Source organism: Micromonospora sp. NPDC049151 (assembly GCF_040648395.1).
Lineage (GTDB): Bacteria > Actinomycetota > Actinomycetes > Mycobacteriales > Micromonosporaceae > Micromonospora.
The window spans coordinates 139,751-153,972 of record NZ_JBEZDP010000003.1 but is presented as its reverse complement, the minus strand read 5'-3'; the positions used below and the strand labels follow the sequence as shown (position 1 = coordinate 153,972).

Annotated in this window: 13 protein-coding genes; 2 read left to right on the top strand and 11 right to left on the bottom strand. The window is 73.3% G+C overall.

What is annotated here, in order from left to right; genetic code table 11:
• Window positions 1-2: 2 nt before the first annotated feature.
• The 4 genes from AB0B20_RS05725 to AB0B20_RS05710 all read right to left on the bottom strand — a co-directional run bounded on the left by AB0B20_RS05725 (window position 3) and on the right by AB0B20_RS05710 (window position 4,984).
• Window positions 3-1,505 carry a N,N-dimethylformamidase beta subunit family domain-containing protein gene (locus tag AB0B20_RS05725; protein ID WP_357385152.1) on the bottom strand — a complete coding sequence of 501 codons (1,503 nt, stop codon included), beginning with the start codon at window positions 1,503-1,505 and terminating at the stop codon, window positions 3-5.
• A 77-nt stretch (window positions 1,506-1,582) separates the two neighbouring features.
• Complete coding sequence (locus AB0B20_RS05720) at window positions 1,583-3,148, bottom strand: AMP-binding protein (protein WP_357385150.1); 1,566 nt, start codon at window positions 3,146-3,148, stop codon at window positions 1,583-1,585.
• 167 nt (window positions 3,149-3,315) lie between these two features.
• Window positions 3,316-4,530 carry an acyl-CoA dehydrogenase family protein gene (locus AB0B20_RS05715; RefSeq protein ID WP_357385148.1) on the bottom strand — a complete coding sequence of 405 codons (1,215 nt, stop codon included), beginning with the start codon at window positions 4,528-4,530 and terminating at the stop codon, window positions 3,316-3,318.
• 1 nt (window position 4,531) lies between these two features.
• Window positions 4,532-4,984: an SCP2 sterol-binding domain-containing protein gene (locus AB0B20_RS05710; protein ID WP_357385146.1), complete on the bottom strand. Its 453-nt coding sequence runs from the start codon at window positions 4,982-4,984 to the stop codon at window positions 4,532-4,534.
• A gap of 78 nt (window positions 4,985-5,062) precedes the next feature.
• On the opposite strand from AB0B20_RS05710, the gene AB0B20_RS05705 reads away from it, so the two are divergent.
• On the top strand, window positions 5,063-5,704 hold the full coding sequence (locus tag AB0B20_RS05705; protein WP_357385144.1) for a TetR/AcrR family transcriptional regulator: 642 nt from the start codon (window positions 5,063-5,065) through the stop codon (window positions 5,702-5,704).
• Between the two features lie 45 nt (window positions 5,705-5,749).
• Here AB0B20_RS05705 and AB0B20_RS05700 read toward each other — a convergent pair whose 3' ends face one another.
• The 7 genes from AB0B20_RS05700 to AB0B20_RS05670 form a co-directional block, all read right to left on the bottom strand.
• Window positions 5,750-6,373: a DedA family protein gene (locus AB0B20_RS05700; protein ID WP_357468425.1), complete on the bottom strand. Its 624-nt coding sequence runs from the start codon at window positions 6,371-6,373 to the stop codon at window positions 5,750-5,752.
• Window positions 6,374-6,397: 24 nt separating this feature from the next.
• The gene (locus AB0B20_RS05695; RefSeq protein ID WP_357468422.1) at window positions 6,398-7,657 is read right to left on the bottom strand and encodes an adenylosuccinate synthetase; all 1,260 of its coding nucleotides are present in this window, start codon (window positions 7,655-7,657) and stop codon (window positions 6,398-6,400) included.
• The gene (locus AB0B20_RS05690; RefSeq protein WP_357385138.1) at window positions 7,654-8,613 is read right to left on the bottom strand and encodes a hypothetical protein; all 960 of its coding nucleotides are present in this window, start codon (window positions 8,611-8,613) and stop codon (window positions 7,654-7,656) included. Before AB0B20_RS05690 ends, AB0B20_RS05695 begins: the two co-directional genes overlap by 4 nt.
• Before the next feature lie 10 nt (window positions 8,614-8,623).
• Complete coding sequence (locus tag AB0B20_RS05685; RefSeq protein WP_357385136.1) at window positions 8,624-9,607, bottom strand: serine/threonine protein kinase; 984 nt, start codon at window positions 9,605-9,607, stop codon at window positions 8,624-8,626.
• Window positions 9,604-10,356 (bottom strand): NUDIX domain-containing protein, encoded by a 753-nt coding sequence (locus AB0B20_RS05680; protein ID WP_357468418.1) that lies wholly within the window; start codon window positions 10,354-10,356, stop codon window positions 9,604-9,606. Before AB0B20_RS05680 ends, AB0B20_RS05685 begins: the two co-directional genes overlap by 4 nt.
• An 86-nt stretch (window positions 10,357-10,442) precedes the next feature.
• Window positions 10,443-11,489, bottom strand: a complete 1,047-nt coding sequence (locus tag AB0B20_RS05675; RefSeq protein WP_357385322.1) for a MaoC/PaaZ C-terminal domain-containing protein — start codon at window positions 11,487-11,489, stop codon at window positions 10,443-10,445.
• Window positions 11,489-12,847, bottom strand: coding sequence for a 3-oxoacyl-ACP reductase (locus AB0B20_RS05670; protein ID WP_357468415.1), 1,359 nt, complete (start codon window positions 12,845-12,847; stop codon window positions 11,489-11,491). Before AB0B20_RS05670 ends, AB0B20_RS05675 begins: the two co-directional genes overlap by 1 nt.
• 55 nt (window positions 12,848-12,902) lie before the next feature.
• Here AB0B20_RS05670 and AB0B20_RS05665 point away from each other — a divergent pair, with 55 nt between their 5' ends.
• On the top strand, window positions 12,903-14,195 hold the full coding sequence (locus AB0B20_RS05665; RefSeq protein WP_357385130.1) for an acetyl-CoA C-acetyltransferase: 1,293 nt from the start codon (window positions 12,903-12,905) through the stop codon (window positions 14,193-14,195).
• Window positions 14,196-14,222: the final 27 nt, after the last annotated feature.

The window sequence follows — 14,222 nt, the reverse complement described above, 5'->3', positions numbered from 1 at the left end:
GATCAGGTCGATGTCGTGCGACGCCGGCCGGCCATCCGGTCGAGCACGTTCTCCGTGGCCCGCTCGATGCGCGGGTCACGGTGCCCCTGCCGGTCCAGTGCCATGGTCCAGCCCAGCGTGCCGCTGGCGAAGACCACAGCGCCGCGTGCCGTCTCGTGGACGTGGCTGTTCTGGACCCGCCGCCCGCCCTGCTGGGCCGGGTACGGCGACGAGCTGAGCGTGGTCCCGGCGGGCCGGGCGAGGGCGGTGTGCACCCCGTCCGCCTCGCCCGCGACCACACCCGGGATGCGGTCGCCGTCGGCCACGCCGGTGCCGGCCCACACCCAGTGGTCGGCGCCGCGCACCACGAGCGGCTGCGGGGTCAGCACGATGCCGTTGTACTGCACGCCGAGCAGCGCCTGCTCCGGCTGGTCGAGGTTGCGCCAGGTCAACGTCGGGTCGCTGCCGTCGGCACCCCGGCGGGGGTCGGTCTTGGCGCACTCGACGACCCGGTCGGGCCGGCCGTCGGCGGCGGGGTGGACGCGGGCGTGCCAGTAGACGCTGTTCGCGCCGAGGAACGCCAGGCTTGTGCCCCCGGCCAGGCCGACCTCGGTGGCGCGGCGCATCTCGGCCGACCAGTACTCGTCGTGCCCGCAGAACACCAGGCCCCGGTACCGGGCCGGGTCGAGCCGCCCGGAGTGCAGGTCGAAGCTGGTGGCGTAGGTGACGTCGTAGAGGTTGCGTTCCAGCCACCGGATCGCGTTCTCGTCGCGGTCGGAGTGGAAGGGCCGGCCGGCACCGGAGTAGGGACGGTCGAACGTGACAGCGCGGGCCCGCAGCTCGGGGTCGCGCCGCCCGTCGGGCCGGTAGCCGCCGTAGAGGCTCTTGCCGTTCCGCCGGTCGCGTGGCCACTGGTTGTACGCCTGCCAGGTGGTCACCGGCAGCACCACGCAGAGCGCGGCCGGACGCCTGTCGTCGCGCACCACGAACGGCGTGCACGCCCGCCAGCCGTCGGCCGAGGTGAAGACCGCCTGGTAGAGGCCGGAGGCCCAGCCGTGCGGGACGGACAGCCGCCAGGACACCGGCCACCGGCAGTCGAGCACGCCGGTGTCGGGGTCGGCGTCCGGCACGGGCTGCGGTACGCCGCGCAGCTCGGGGCTGGTCAGCATCGTGCGGGCGCCCGCGCCGCCGTACCAGCCGAGGCGGTGCACGCTGATCCGGAACCGGCCGGCCGGGTTGACCGCGACGTGGAACGTGATCTCCTCGCCGGGGGCGACGCTCGTCGTCGAGGCGTACCCCTGGATCTGGCGCCGCCGGTCGTCGGCGGCCTGGCCGTCGTCTTCCGGCCACCACGGCTCACCGGCGGCGCGGTTCTCCCGCTCGACCGGCGAGACCGGCGGGATCGGCAACCGGTTGGGTGAGTCGCCGGGCCGGCCGCCGAAGACCGGGTCGAGCGGGCCGAGGGCGGCGGCGGACGCGCCGCCGACGAGAAGGCCGAGAGCGGTACGACGCCGAAATCGGTCCATTGTGGCACACCCCGTCTCCCCGTTCGATCGGGGGAGACCGTAGCATCGGGAGGCACCAGCTGTCTGACCGATGTGGATCAGTCGAAGTAGCGGCGCAGCTCCCGGCTGAGCACCTTGCCGGTGGCGTTGCGCGGTAGGTACTTGACGAACACCACGTCGCGCGGCACGGAGAAGCGGGCCAGGTAGCGCCGGACGTACTCGCGGACCGCCTCCGGATCGAGCGTCTCGCCGGTGTGCAGCGCCAGGAACGCGGCCAGCCGCTGACCGTAGTCGGGGTCCGGTACGCCGATCACGGCGACCTCGCGGACCTGCGGCAGCCGGGCGATCAGATCCTCCACCTCGGACGGGAAGACGTTCTCGCCACCCGAGACGATCATGTCGTCGGCGCGGCCGTCGACGAAGAGGAGCCCGTCGGCGTTCAGCCGGCCCAGGTCCCCGGTGTCCAGCAGGCCGTCGCGGCTCTCCCGCCCGGCGCCGGACGTGTAGCCCTCGAACAGCATCTCGTTGCCCACGAAGATCCGCCCGACCTCGCCGTCGCGGACCGGGCGGCCGGTGCCGTCCAGGATGGCCAGCCGGGTGCCGTGCGGCGGGCGTCCCGCCGTGGTGGGCGCGGCACGAAGCTCGGCGGGGCCGGCGATGGAGGCCCAGGAGACCTCGGTCGAGCCGTAGAGGTTGTAGAGCACGTCGCCGTAGCGGTCCATGAACGCGGTGGCCAGGTTGCCGGGCAGCGCGGATCCGCTCACCGCCACCACTTTGAGCGGCGGCCGGGGCTGCGGCGGCGCGACCTCCATCAGCCGTTGGAGCATCACCGGTACGGCGAACATGGCGTCGCACCGCTGGGCGGTGAGCGCGGCGAGCGTGGCGGCCGGGTCGAAACGGCGGTGCAGCACCACTGTGGCGCGCAGCGCGAACGAGACCTGGAGCGCCGCGTACCCCCAGGTGTGGAAGACCGGCGCGGCGATCATCACGGTGTTCCGCGCGTGCAGCGGGATGCGGTCGATGATGGACACCAGCGGGCCGAAGCCGTGCGGGGTGGGCCGGCGGGCGCCCTTCGGCGCGCCGGTGGTGCCGGAGGTCAGCACTATGGTGCGGCCGTCGCGCTCCGGCGGCTGGAGCTTCTCGCCGGGCACGGCGGCGGCGATCAGCTCCTCCTGCCGCCGCTCGTCGACCCGGTACAGCTCGGGCGGGAGGCCGAGGACCCGTTCGGTGAACTCGCCGTCGTGCACCAGGACGCGCAGGCCCTGTTCCTCGGCCACCGTCACGAGTTGCGCGGCGGACAGCCCGGTGTTTACCAGGACGGCGTCCGCGCCGAGCAGCATCGCGGCGACTATCGCCTCGATCAGGCCGTGGTGGTTGCGGCAGAGCACGCCGACCCGGTCGCCGGTCCGCACGCCGAGGTGGGACCGCAGCGACCGGGCCAGCCGCTCGGAGCGGTCGAGCAGTTCCTGGTACGTCATGGTGGCGCCGCGCTCGTCGACCACCGCGACGCGGCCGGGGTCGCGGGCGGCGGCCTGGCGCAGCTCCCCGGCGAGGCTCCAGCCCCACCGGCGTAGCGCGTTCAGTTGGGAGACCACGCGGATCGGTCCGCCCGGGGCGAGTAGTCCACGTCGGGTCAGCGTGGCGGCGATGAACGGCAGGTCCAAGGCGCAACTCCTTCGCGTTCGTGGTTCGTCGACCAGGCTCCGGACGGTCTGCCGTCCGGTTCGGCGTGATCTTGTGCCCGATCGCGGTTCGGGTCGGCCCGGGAGCGGCGGCCCGGCCCGTGACGGCACGAGGCGTCGTCACGGGTCGGGCCGCGGCCCGCCGGCGGTCAGCGGATCTGCATCCCGGAGATGGCCCGGGAGATGACCAGCCGCTGGATCTCGGAGGTGCCCTCGAAGATGGTGTAGATCTTGGCGTCGCGGTACCACCGCTCGACCGGGTGGTCGCGCAGGAAGCCGGCGCCGCCGAGGAGCTGGACCGCCTTGTCGGTCACCGAGACGGCGACCTCGCCGGCCTTGAGCTTGGACATCGAGCCCTCGCCGGCGGTGAACGGCCGGTTGTTGCGGCCCATCCAGGACGCGCGCCAGACCAGCAGCCGGGCCGCGTCGATCTCCATCTTCATGTCGGCGAGCGCGAACGCTACCGCCTGGTTGGAGATGATCGGGCGTCCGAACTGGACCCGCTCCTTGGCGTAGTCCAGCGCGTACTCGTAGGCGGCGCGGGCCACGCCCAGCGCCTGCGCGCCGACTGTCGGGCGGGACAGCTCGAACGTCCGCATCGCCGCCTGGCCGGAGGCACGCTGCCCGGACCGGGCGCGGGCCAGCCGCTCGTCGAGCGCGTCCTTGCCGCCGAGCAGGCAGCGGCCGGGCACCCGGACGTCGTCGAGGAAGACGTCGGCGGTGTGCGAGGCGCGCAGGCCCAGCTTGCGCAGCTTGCGGGTCGCGGTCAGGCCGGGCGTGCCAGGGGGTACGACGAACGCGGCCTGCCCGCGCGAGCCCAGCTCGGGCTCGATCGAGGCGGTGACCACGTGCACCCCGGCGATACCGCCGTTGGTGGCGTACGCCTTCTGCCCGTTGAGCACCCACTCGTCGGTGGCCTCGTCGTAGACGGCGCGGGTACGCATCGACCCGACGTCGGAGCCGGCCTCCGGCTCGCTCGTGCAGAACGCGGCGACAGCCGGGGAGTCGACGTCGCCGAAGCACTGCGGCACCCATTCGACGAGCTGGTCGGGGGTGCCGGCGCCGTAGATCGCGGCGACCGCGAGGGAGGTTCCGAAGATGCTCAGGCCGATGCCGGCGTCACCCCAGAAGAGTTCCTCGCTGGCGATCGGCAGGGAGAGGCCGGTGGGGTCGGCCCAGCAGGTGGCGAGGAACTCGAACCCGTACAGGCCGACCTTCGCGGCCTCCTGGATGATCGGCCAGGGGGTTTCCTCCCGGGCGTCCCACTCGGCCGCGGCCGGGCGCACGACCTCGGCGGCGAAGCCGTGCACCCAGTCGCGAAGGTCCCGCTGTTCCTCGTTCAGGTCGAGCGAGAACTCGGCCATGTCAGGCCTTGGGGATGTCGAACAGGTTGGCGATGTTGGCGGCCAGGCCCAGGTCGCCCTTGGCCTTCAGCTTGCCGGTCATGAACATCATCACCGGGTTGGCGCCGCCGGTGATGATCTTCAGGAACTCGACCGGGCCCATGGTGAGGCTCAGCTTCGGGTCGCGGGTCGGGGTCTCCGAGGCGGTGCAGGTGCCGTTCTCGATGACGACCTCGTAGGTGTCGGTGCCACCGTCCGGGCGGCCGGTGATGTTCCAGTGGATGACCGCGTTGGTGGCGCCGGCACGGTCGGCACGGAACAGCGCGGGCATCCGGTTGAAGACCTCGCTGAGGATCTTGCCGCGCGACTCGCCGGACATGATCTCGGCGATCTTGGCGTCCGGCGTGGACTTGACCAGCTGCGCGAACTCCTTCGGGCCGACGTTCGCGAAGTTGGCGGGGTCGAAGTCAGTCATGGGGGATTGCACCTCTCGGGCGGGGCCATTTTGGTTACTCTGGCGTAACCTTACGCACGGGTAGGTATGCTCGCAAGGGTGTCCAGCACGCCGACCTTCAAGCGCCTCCCCCGGGCCGTACGCGAGCAGCAGATGCTCGACGCGGCGGTGAAGGTGTTCTCCCGCCGCGGCTTCCACGCCGCCAGCATGGACGAGATCGCCGACGACGCCGGCATCTCCAAGCCGATGGTCTACGCCTATCTCGGCACCAAGGAGGAACTCTTCATCGCCTGCCTGCACCGGGAGAGCACCCGGATGATGGAGGCGATCGCCGGCGCCGCCGCCCCCGACCTGCCCGCCGACGAGCGGCTCTGGCGCGGGCTGCGCGCGTTCTTCGGCTTCGTCGGCGCACACCGGGACGGCTGGGCGGTGCTCTACCGGCAGGCGCGCGGCTCCCAGCCGTTCGCCGCCGAACTCGCCGCCATGCGCGGCCGGCTGGTCGAGGTGGTCGCCGGGATGCTCGACCACGCGCTGCGCGCGTCCGGCCGTGAGATCGGCGCCACCGACCTGGAGGTGGTCGCGTACGGGCTGGTCGGCGCCAGTGAGTCGCTCGCCGACTGGCTGGCCGACCACCCCGAGGCCGACGCCGGGAAGACCGCCACGCGGATGATGAACGTGGCCTGGCTCGGCGCCGACCAGCTCCTGCGCGGCGTCACCTGGCACCCACCCGCCGCTGTGTAAGGAAGGGCCCCTTCTTAACGCCTCCGGTAGAGGAAGGGCCCCTTGTTAACAGTCGCGCCGGGCGGCGGCCCGCCGGTGCGCCCGCCGCCGGCCCCAGCGGACGGCCTCGAACAGGCCGGTGACCGCGAGCGAGATGGCGACCCCGGCGAGGAGCCCGGAGACGGGGTTGTGCTCGAACGCCAGGCCGCCGAAGTAGCCGAGCAGCCCGCAGTAGATCCCCCAGGTGACACACGCCAGGCCGCCGTACAGGAAGAACGTGCGTAACGGGTAGCGGACCGCACCCATGGTCAGCGTGACGGCGGTGCGACCGCCGGGGACGTACCGGGCGGTGGTCAGGATCATCCCGCCGCGCCTGTCGACGGCCCGGCGGGCCCACTCCGAGCCGGCCCGCCGCCTGCTGTCCGCCGGGAAGCGGGCCAGCCGGTTCGCGCCGCCGCCCCGGCCGATCGCGTACGAGATGTGATCGCCGAGGAGCGCGCCGAACGCGGCGGTCACGATCACCAGCACCAGGTTCGGCTCGCCGCCCGCCGCGAAGACGCCGGCCGTGATCACCACCGTCTCGCCGGGCACCGCCGGGAAGAACGCGTCGATCGCGGTGACCGCGATGATCAGCAGATACACCCACGGCGAGGTCACCGTGTGGTGCAGCAGGTCGAGCACGTCCCCCATGCACCCATGCTCGGGGGTGCGGTGTTAAGCAGGGGCCCTTCCCATACAAAAGGCGTTAACAAGGGGCCCTTCCTTCTCCTCGGCCGTGGGCCCGCGCGACGTGAGCACCACAGGTGCCCCCAGCGCCTCCGAGACCGCCGCCGGCCAGTCGGCCGGTGACTCGTCCAGCACCGGTCGAGCCCGCAGCAACCGCTCGGTGAGCGCCGCCTGCCGGTCCAGGTCACCGGCCGGGCCGGGAACGAGCTGGTCCAGGCCGTCGTACCGGCGGCAGATCCGCAGCTCGGGCCCGGCCAGGTCGAGGTGGGTGAGCGCCAGCCCGTCGACGCCACCGGCGACCTCCAGCGCGTACCGGTGGGCGACCGCGTCGAAGTGCCCGAACCGGAACCGGCCCTGCCACGGGTTCGTCCCGTTGTGCCGGTCGCGGAACGGCAGCGCCGCGTCCTCGGTGACCAGCGGCCCGGGACCGTGCCGGGTGGTGGTCGTCCGCAGCACGCCGAGCCGCCGCGCGGCCCCGGCCATGCCCGCCTCGGCGAGCAGCGTCTCGGCGTTGGCGAACGTCGTGGTGCTCCACGTCGTGTACGGGTGGAAGCCGTGCCACTCGTCCAACAGCACGCCCTGCGCGCCCTCGAACACGCAGGTGCCCTCGCGCAGGGCGGATGCCAGCCAGGACCGGTCGACGATCGCCACCCGGCGCGCGAAGGCCGCGTACGCGGGCAGGCAGTCCTCCACCGGCGGCGCGTCGAGCGGTCCCAGCTCGGCGGTGAGCCGGTCGCGCAGCGCGGCCAGCCGGCGGCGCAGCACCGCCGGGCGGCGGCAGTCCGCCACCCGGGGCGCCTCGTCCGGGTGGGCGAGGCCGTACGCGACCGCCTCGCCCACCCCCAGCCCGCAGGAGCCGTGCCGGTCGGCTCCCCGGGCGATCTCCCGGGCCCGGTTGGCGGCCCGGTGGTACGGGGTGGCGAGCAGCGCCTCCCCGTCCACAGTCAGCCGGTCGAGCGCGTCTGGCACGCCGACCGACGCGAGGTGGTCGGCCTCGGCGGCCAGCGCCAGCGGGTCCACCACGACGTGCCGCGCCAGGTGCGTCCGTACGCCCGGACGGAACGTCCCGGCGCCGAACTGCGCGAACGTGTGGTGCCGCCCGTCGCGCAGGACGACGTTGTGCGCCGCCTGCGCGCCCCCGTTGAAGCGGACCACCGTGTGCACCTGCCGGGTGGCGCAGAGCAGGTCCACCACTGTGCCCTTGCCGGCGTCGCCGTAGCCGAGGTCGACCACCATCACGTGGTTCACAGCCGGGTGACCCCGCTTCCGCCGTCGGCCGGGCTGAACGGCAGCGTCGCCACCGCGCGCCGCCCGGAGCCGACCTGGGCGAGTGCCTTCGAGACGGTCCGGGTGGCCGTCGAGCCGGCCCGGTCCAGGTCGCGCAGCCCGGCGTCCAGGTCGATGGCCTGCTCGCCGAGGCCGACGGTGAGCGCGATCGTCTCGCAGACCGCGTCCAGGTCGTCCAGCTCGACCGCGTTCTGCCCGAGCAGGCCGCGCCAGAAGTCCAGCACCTTGCGGTTGCCCGCGTAGTGGCTGCCGGCCGGGAGCAGGTAGTAGGTGTCCCAGCGCGCGGTCACCTCGTCCACGATCTGCCGGACCGGCATGTCCTCGCGCAGGTCGTCGCCGATCAGCCGGGCCACCTCAGCGGCCTTCACCGCCGGGTACGCCAGTTCGTCGCCGATGATGAACAGGTAGCCGCGCCGGCCGCGCTTGTCCCAGCTGTCGGTGGCTGTGTGCCGGGCCATGAAGTAGAGCGCCAGCTCGTACGACTCCATCATCTGGCCGCCTCCGCCGCCCTCCAGCACGATCCGGCCGAGGTCGTCGTCCATCCGGTTGTCGGACTCGAACTGCCCGACCTGCAACGGCACCCGGTCGCAGGTGGCGTCGCCGATCGCGCCGAACATGACCTGCGGGTCCTTCGCGTACCCCTGGCGCAGCAGCAGGCCGAGCAGCTGCGGCAGCTTGCTCTGCAGCACCCGGGGCACGTGCCCCATCGAGCCGGTGACGTCGAACAGCACGGCGATCGGCGTCGACTGGGGGTGTTCGGCGGAGTCGCGGCTCTCCCGCAGCGCGTCGCGCGGGTCGAGCGCCGGGTGCACCTTGCGGGCGCCGCTGTCGCTGTACGAGAACGCGCTCTTGCCGGTGCGGCGCCGGTAGCGGTCGGCGGCGTCGTACACGTCGGTGGACCAGATTCCACTGCCCATGGCAGCCTCCCTAGGGGTTGAGGGTGAAGGGTCGGAAGGTGCGCGGCCCGTACAGCCGGTGCAGCACCTCGTCGAGTTCGCGCAGCAGCCGCCACGCGTCGTCGGGCCGGGTGGCGAGCGCAGTGCCCTGACAGCCGTCGGCGAAGGCGCGCAGCTCGCGCGGCGCGCGGTCGCCCATCAGCCAGGTCATGCAGCGGGCGGCCATCGCGATGTCGGTGCCCGGCCCGCACTGCCGCTTCGCGGCGACCTCCGGCGGATACCAGTCCTCGTGGCCGGGCACGAGTGCCGGCACGAGCCCGCCCGGCTCGGCCGAGAAGCACCAGTCGACGAGCACCAGGCCGTGCGCGTCCGGCTCGATGAGCACGTGCCGGGGCAGCACCGCGCCGTGCACCACGCCGGCCCGGTGGGCCAGGCCGAGCGCCACGAGCAGCCGCCGCCACATCCAGGCCGCGTCGCGCGGGTCCAGCCCGTCGGGGTACGCGCGGCGCACGTCGTCCAGGCTGCGCAGCCCGGGTACGGTGGCCAGCTCGTTGACCTGCCGTTGCACGCCGGTCGACGGGTCGCGCGCCGGGTAGGAGTCGACGAGCCTCGGCACGTACGCGAGGTGCTTGGCGTCGCCGCGCTCGGCGATCCGGCGCAACGCGCGCGCCTCGCGGGCCATCAGGTCGTTGTCGCCGGGGTGCCGGCACACCTTGGCCAGGTGATAAGAAGGGGCCCCTCCTCTACCGGAGGCGTTAACAGGGGGCCCTTCCTTGCGGTCGTGCAGGGTGGCGACGTCGCCGGTGTACGCGGGGGCGGGGGTGCGCCACCGGGTGGTGACGGTGACCAGCGCTTCGGCGGCGGCGGCGCGTACCCGGGGGTCGGCCGCGCCCAGCCGGTCGGGGTGCAGCGCGCCGACCAGTTCGCGGTAGCGGCGGGCCGGCTCCCGCGTGCCGAACAGGTCGGCGTCGGTACGCGCGGCCGTGACCAGCCGGATCGCCTCCTCGGTCCTCACCGCACCGTCTCCTCCCGGGCGGGGCGCAGCAGCGCCGGGTGCAGCAGCCGGGCGTCTCCGGCGCGGTAGAGCTTGGCCCGGGGGCCGCCGCGCGCGCCGCCGCGTTCGGTGCTGGCGCCGGTGCTCTCCACGAAGCCGGGCACCGAGAGCACCTTGCGGTGGAAGTTGCCGGCGTGCAGCGGGTGGCCCCAGACCGTCTCGTAGACCTCGCGCAGCTCGGTGACCGTGAACTCGGGGGCGAGGAACCGGGTGGCCAGCGGCGTGTACTCCAGCTTGGAGCGGGCGCGCTCCAGCCCGTCGTCGATGATCCGGCCGTGGTCGAAGGCGAGCTGCCGGCTGCTCAGCGCGGTGACCGGCAGCCAGATCGCCTCGTCGGCGTCGGTGTCGGCGACCGGGTCGGGCAGGTCGGGGGCGAACGCCAGGTGCGCGACCGAGACCACCCGCATGCGGGGGTCGCGGTGCGGGGCGCCGTAGCTGCCGAGCTGTTCGAGGTGCACCCGGCGCAGCCGCTCGCCGCCGAGGCCGGTCTCCTCGGCCAGCTCGCGCCGGGCACCCGTGGCCAGGTCCTCGTCCGGCTGGACGAAGCCGCCGGGCAGCGCCCAGTGCCCCTCGTAGGGTGGCGCGCCGCGACGGATCAGCAGCAGGTGCAGCGCGCCCTCGCGGATGGTCAGCGCGACCACGTCGACGGTGACCGCGACCGCCGGGTAGTCCCGGGGGTCGTATCCGGCGAGGAAGTCCTGCTCGTTCACGGCGACTCACTCTCTCAGGTTGAGAACAACTCAATCTGAGAACAACTTAGCGTCGAAAAGAGGGGACGGCAAGTCCCCTCTTTCGCTCAGCGCACCGAACCGACCAGGTGCGGCCTTCCGTCCCGGGCGCTGTGCAGCGCGAACTCCCAGCCCGCGCCGGCCGCCGAGGCGCTGAACGCGACAGTGGACGGCAGCGGCACCGGCAGCTTGAACGACACGTCCACCGTGTACGCCTCGGGCAGTCTGGGCGCCAGCGCGGCCAGGCAGCGGGCCTTGCTCCACATGCCGTGCGCGATCGGGCGCGGGAAGCCGAACAGCCGCGCGCCCACCTTCGAGGTGTGGATCGGGTTGTGGTCGCCGGAGACGCGCGCGTAGTCGGTACCCACCCGGGGCGTCACCCGCCACCGGGCCGAGGAGGCCGGCGGCGCCGGGCGGTCACCCCTGTCGCGCCGCGGGCCGCCGCTGGCGGCGCGCTCCTTCCCGAGGTACGTGGACACGCCGCGCCAGACCTCCTCGCCGCCGATCGACCCGATCAGCACCACGTCGAGCTGGCGGCCCCGCTCGTGCGGGCGCAGGTTCTCCGCGTACGTGTGGAAGTCGACGCGCTCGCCGGCCTCGACCGGGCGGTGGACGGTGATCCGGTTGGCCACGTGCACCACGCCGGTGAGCGGGATGGGGAAGCCGGGGCTCGTCATCAGCCGCAGCGACAGCGGAAACCCGAGCACGTGCAGGTACGTCGCCGGCAGCCGGTCGGTCAGCCGGAACCCGCACACCCGGTCGTAGTCCGCCAGGTGCCGCTGATCCACAGCGACCCCCGAGACACCCAGCTCAAGCCCCGGCACGTCCGCCCCGGGCCGACCTCCGACCCCCGGCACCACCCCGAGCAGCGCACGCCGGTAAAGCGCCCCACTCGCAGGCAACCGCTCCAGCTCCACCCGTCGCCGCCCTGCCCCCTCACCCCGGCGATCATGAGGTTGGCTGCCTTGTGGATCTCCAGAAGTGCCGTCAACTTCATGATCGCCGGAAGCCGGGCGGGTCTGGGCGAGGGCGGCGGCGCGGGCCGACGTCAGGTCGCGGGTGGGGCCCTCGATCAGGTCGTGCAGGCTCAGGTCGTCCTCGTGATCCTGTGCCATCACGCCCCCAGCAGGCTCTGGCCGCAGACCCGGACCACGTTGCCGCTCACCGCGCCGGTCGCCGGCCAGGAGAGCCAGCCGATCGTCTCGGCCACGTCCACCGGCAGGCCGCCCTGGGCCATGCTGTTCATCCGGCGGCCCGCCTCCCGGATGGTCAACGGGATGCGCGCGGTCAGCCGGGTCTCGATGAAGCCCGGCGCGACAGCGTTCAGGCTGATCCCGCGCTCGCCCAGCACCGGGGAGAGCGAGTCGACCAAGCCGATCACGCCGGCCTTGCTGGTCGCGTAGTTGGTCTGCCCCCGGTTGCCGGCGATCCCGGCGATCGAGGAGACCGACACGATCCGGCCGCCGGCCGGGATCAGGTCGCGTTCCAGCAGTACGTCGTTGATCCGCTCCTGACTGGACAGGTTCACGTCGATCACCGAGTCCCACCGGTCGGCGTCCATCCGGCCCAGCGTCTTGTCCCGGGTGATGCCCGCGTTGTGCACCACCACGTCGACCCGGCCGTGCCGGGACGCCAGGTGCTCCGCCAGCCGGGTCGGCGCATCAGGCGCGGTCAGGTCGAGCTGCACCGCGCTGCCGCCGATGTCGTTGGCGACGGCGGCCAACTCGTCCCCGGCCGCCGGGATGTCCAGCGCCACCACCTGCGCGCCGTCGCGGGCCAGCACCTTCGCCAGTGCCGCGCCGATGCCCCGCGCCGCGCCGGTCACCAGCACCACCTGCCCGTCGAGCGGCCGGTCCCAGTCGGCCGGCGCGACGGCGGTGCCGGTGCCGACCCGGATCACCTGGCCAGAGACGTACGCGGACCGGCCGGAGAGCAGGAACCGCAGCGTGGACTCCAGGCTCACCGGGGTGCCGGCGTCACCCTCGCGGGTCACGTACACCAGCTGGGCGGTCACGCCCCGGCCGAACTCCTTGCCGATGCTGCGGGTCAGGCCCTCCAGCGCGCGCTGGGCGGTAGCCTCCCGGGGAGAGCCGCACTCGGCCGGCGGCGTGCCCAGCACGATCACCCGGCCGCTCGACAGCAGCGAGCGGGCCTGCGGGTGGAAGAAGTCGTAGAGCTGGCGCAGCCCGGTGGAGTCGGTGATGCCGCTGGCGTCGTACACCAGGGCCGCGAAGCGGCGGTCGGCGTCGTGGGCGGCGACCGGGTCGGCCAGCTCGACCCCGGCGGCGGTCAGGATCTTGCCGGCCGGCTCGGCGATCCGGCCACCGGCCGAGGAGCCGAGCAGGACCGGCCCGGGAACGAGCGGGTCGCCGGGCGTGTGCCGGCGCAGTCGGGGCGGGTCGGGCAGCCCGAGGCGCTTGACCAGCGCGCGACCGGCCCCCGTCTGGACGAAGCTCGCGTACCTGTCGGTCATAGGCGTAGCCTACTGGCGAGTAGGGTTCGGGCAACAGTTTCGAGGGAGGCCGATCGTGCAGAGTGTCCGGCGGGTCGCGGTCATCGGGGGCAACCGCATCCCCTTCGCGCGGTCCAACTCGCGCTACGCGCACGCGTCGAACGCCGACATGCTCGGTGCGGCGCTCGACGGGCTGGTGGCCCGGTTCGGGCTCGCCGGCGAGCGGGTCGGCGAGGTGGTGGCCGGCGCGGTGCTCAAGCACTCCCGCGACTTCAACCTCACCCGTGAGGTGGTGCTCGGCTCCCGGCTCGACCCGCACACCCCCGCGTACGACATCCAGCAGGCCTGCGGCACCGGGCTGGAGGCCGCCATCCTGGTCGCCAACAAGATCGCCCTCGGGCAGATCGAGGTCGGCATCGCCGGTGGCGTCGACACCACCTCGGACGCGCCGCTCGCCGTCAACGAGGACATGCGGCGCACCCTGCTCCAGCTCAACTCGGCCCGTACGCTCGGCGAACGGCTCAAGGTCGCGGCGAAGCTGCGCCCGCACCAGCCGTTCAAGCCGGAGATCCCGCGCAACGCCGAGCCCCGCACCGGGCTCTCCATGGGTGAGCACGCGGCCCGCACCGCGCTGCGCTGGAACGTCGACCGGACCGCGCAGGACGAACTCGCGCTGCGCTCGCACCAGCGGCTCGCCGCCGCGTACGACAAGGGGTTCTTCGACGACCTGATGACCCCCTACCTGGGGCTCACCCGCGACCAGAACCTGCGGCCGGACAGCAGCCTGGAGAAGCTCGGCTCGCTCAAGCCGGTCTTCGGCGCCTCCGGCGCGGACGCCGAGCGGGCCACCATGACCGCCGGCAACTCCTCTCCGCTCACCGACGGCGCGTCCACCGTGCTGCTCGCCTCCGAGGAGTGGGCCAAGGCGCACAACCTGCCGGTGCTGGCCTGGTTCTCCTGGTCCGAGACCGCCGCCGTCGACTTCGTGCACGGCGACGAGGGCCTGCTGATGGCCCCCGCGTACGCGGTGCCCCGGATGCTCGCCCGGGCCGGGCTGAGCCTCCAGGACTTCGACTTCTACGAGATCCACGAGGCGTTCGCCTCGCAGGTGCTCGCCACGCTGGCCGCCTGGGAGTCGCCGGAGTTCTGCAAGGAGCGCCTCGGCCTGGACGCCCCGCTCGGCTCGATCGACAGGGACAAGCTCAACGTCAACGGGTCGTCGCTGGCGGCCGGGCACCCGTTCGCCGCCACCGGCGGCCGGATCGTCGCCACGCTCGCCAAGCTGCTCGACCAGAAGGGGAGCGGGCGCGGCCTGATCTCCATCTGCGCGGCCGGCGGGCAGGGCGTGACAGCCATCCTGGAGCGCTGACGGCGACGCCCGCCCGGCGAGCGGCCG

Excerpts from the sequence above, each read along its gene's own strand:
- AB0B20_RS05690 (WP_357385138.1), bottom strand. The coding sequence starts at position 8,613 with ATGGGCAGTGGAATCTGGTCCACCGACGTGTACGACGCCGCCGACCGC.
- AB0B20_RS05675 (WP_357385322.1), bottom strand. The coding sequence starts at position 11,489 with ATGGCACAGGATCACGAGGACGACCTGAGCCTGCACGACCTGATCGAG.
- AB0B20_RS05725 (WP_357385152.1), bottom strand. The coding sequence starts at position 1,505 with ATGGACCGATTTCGGCGTCGTACCGCTCTCGGCCTTCTCGTCGGCGGC.
- AB0B20_RS05715 (WP_357385148.1), bottom strand. The coding sequence starts at position 4,530 with ATGGCCGAGTTCTCGCTCGACCTGAACGAGGAACAGCGGGACCTTCGC.
- AB0B20_RS05670 (WP_357468415.1), bottom strand. The coding sequence starts at position 12,847 with ATGACCGACAGGTACGCGAGCTTCGTCCAGACGGGGGCCGGTCGCGCG.
- AB0B20_RS05700 (WP_357468425.1), bottom strand. The coding sequence starts at position 6,373 with ATGGGGGACGTGCTCGACCTGCTGCACCACACGGTGACCTCGCCGTGG.
- AB0B20_RS05710 (WP_357385146.1), bottom strand. The coding sequence starts at position 4,984 with ATGACTGACTTCGACCCCGCCAACTTCGCGAACGTCGGCCCGAAGGAG.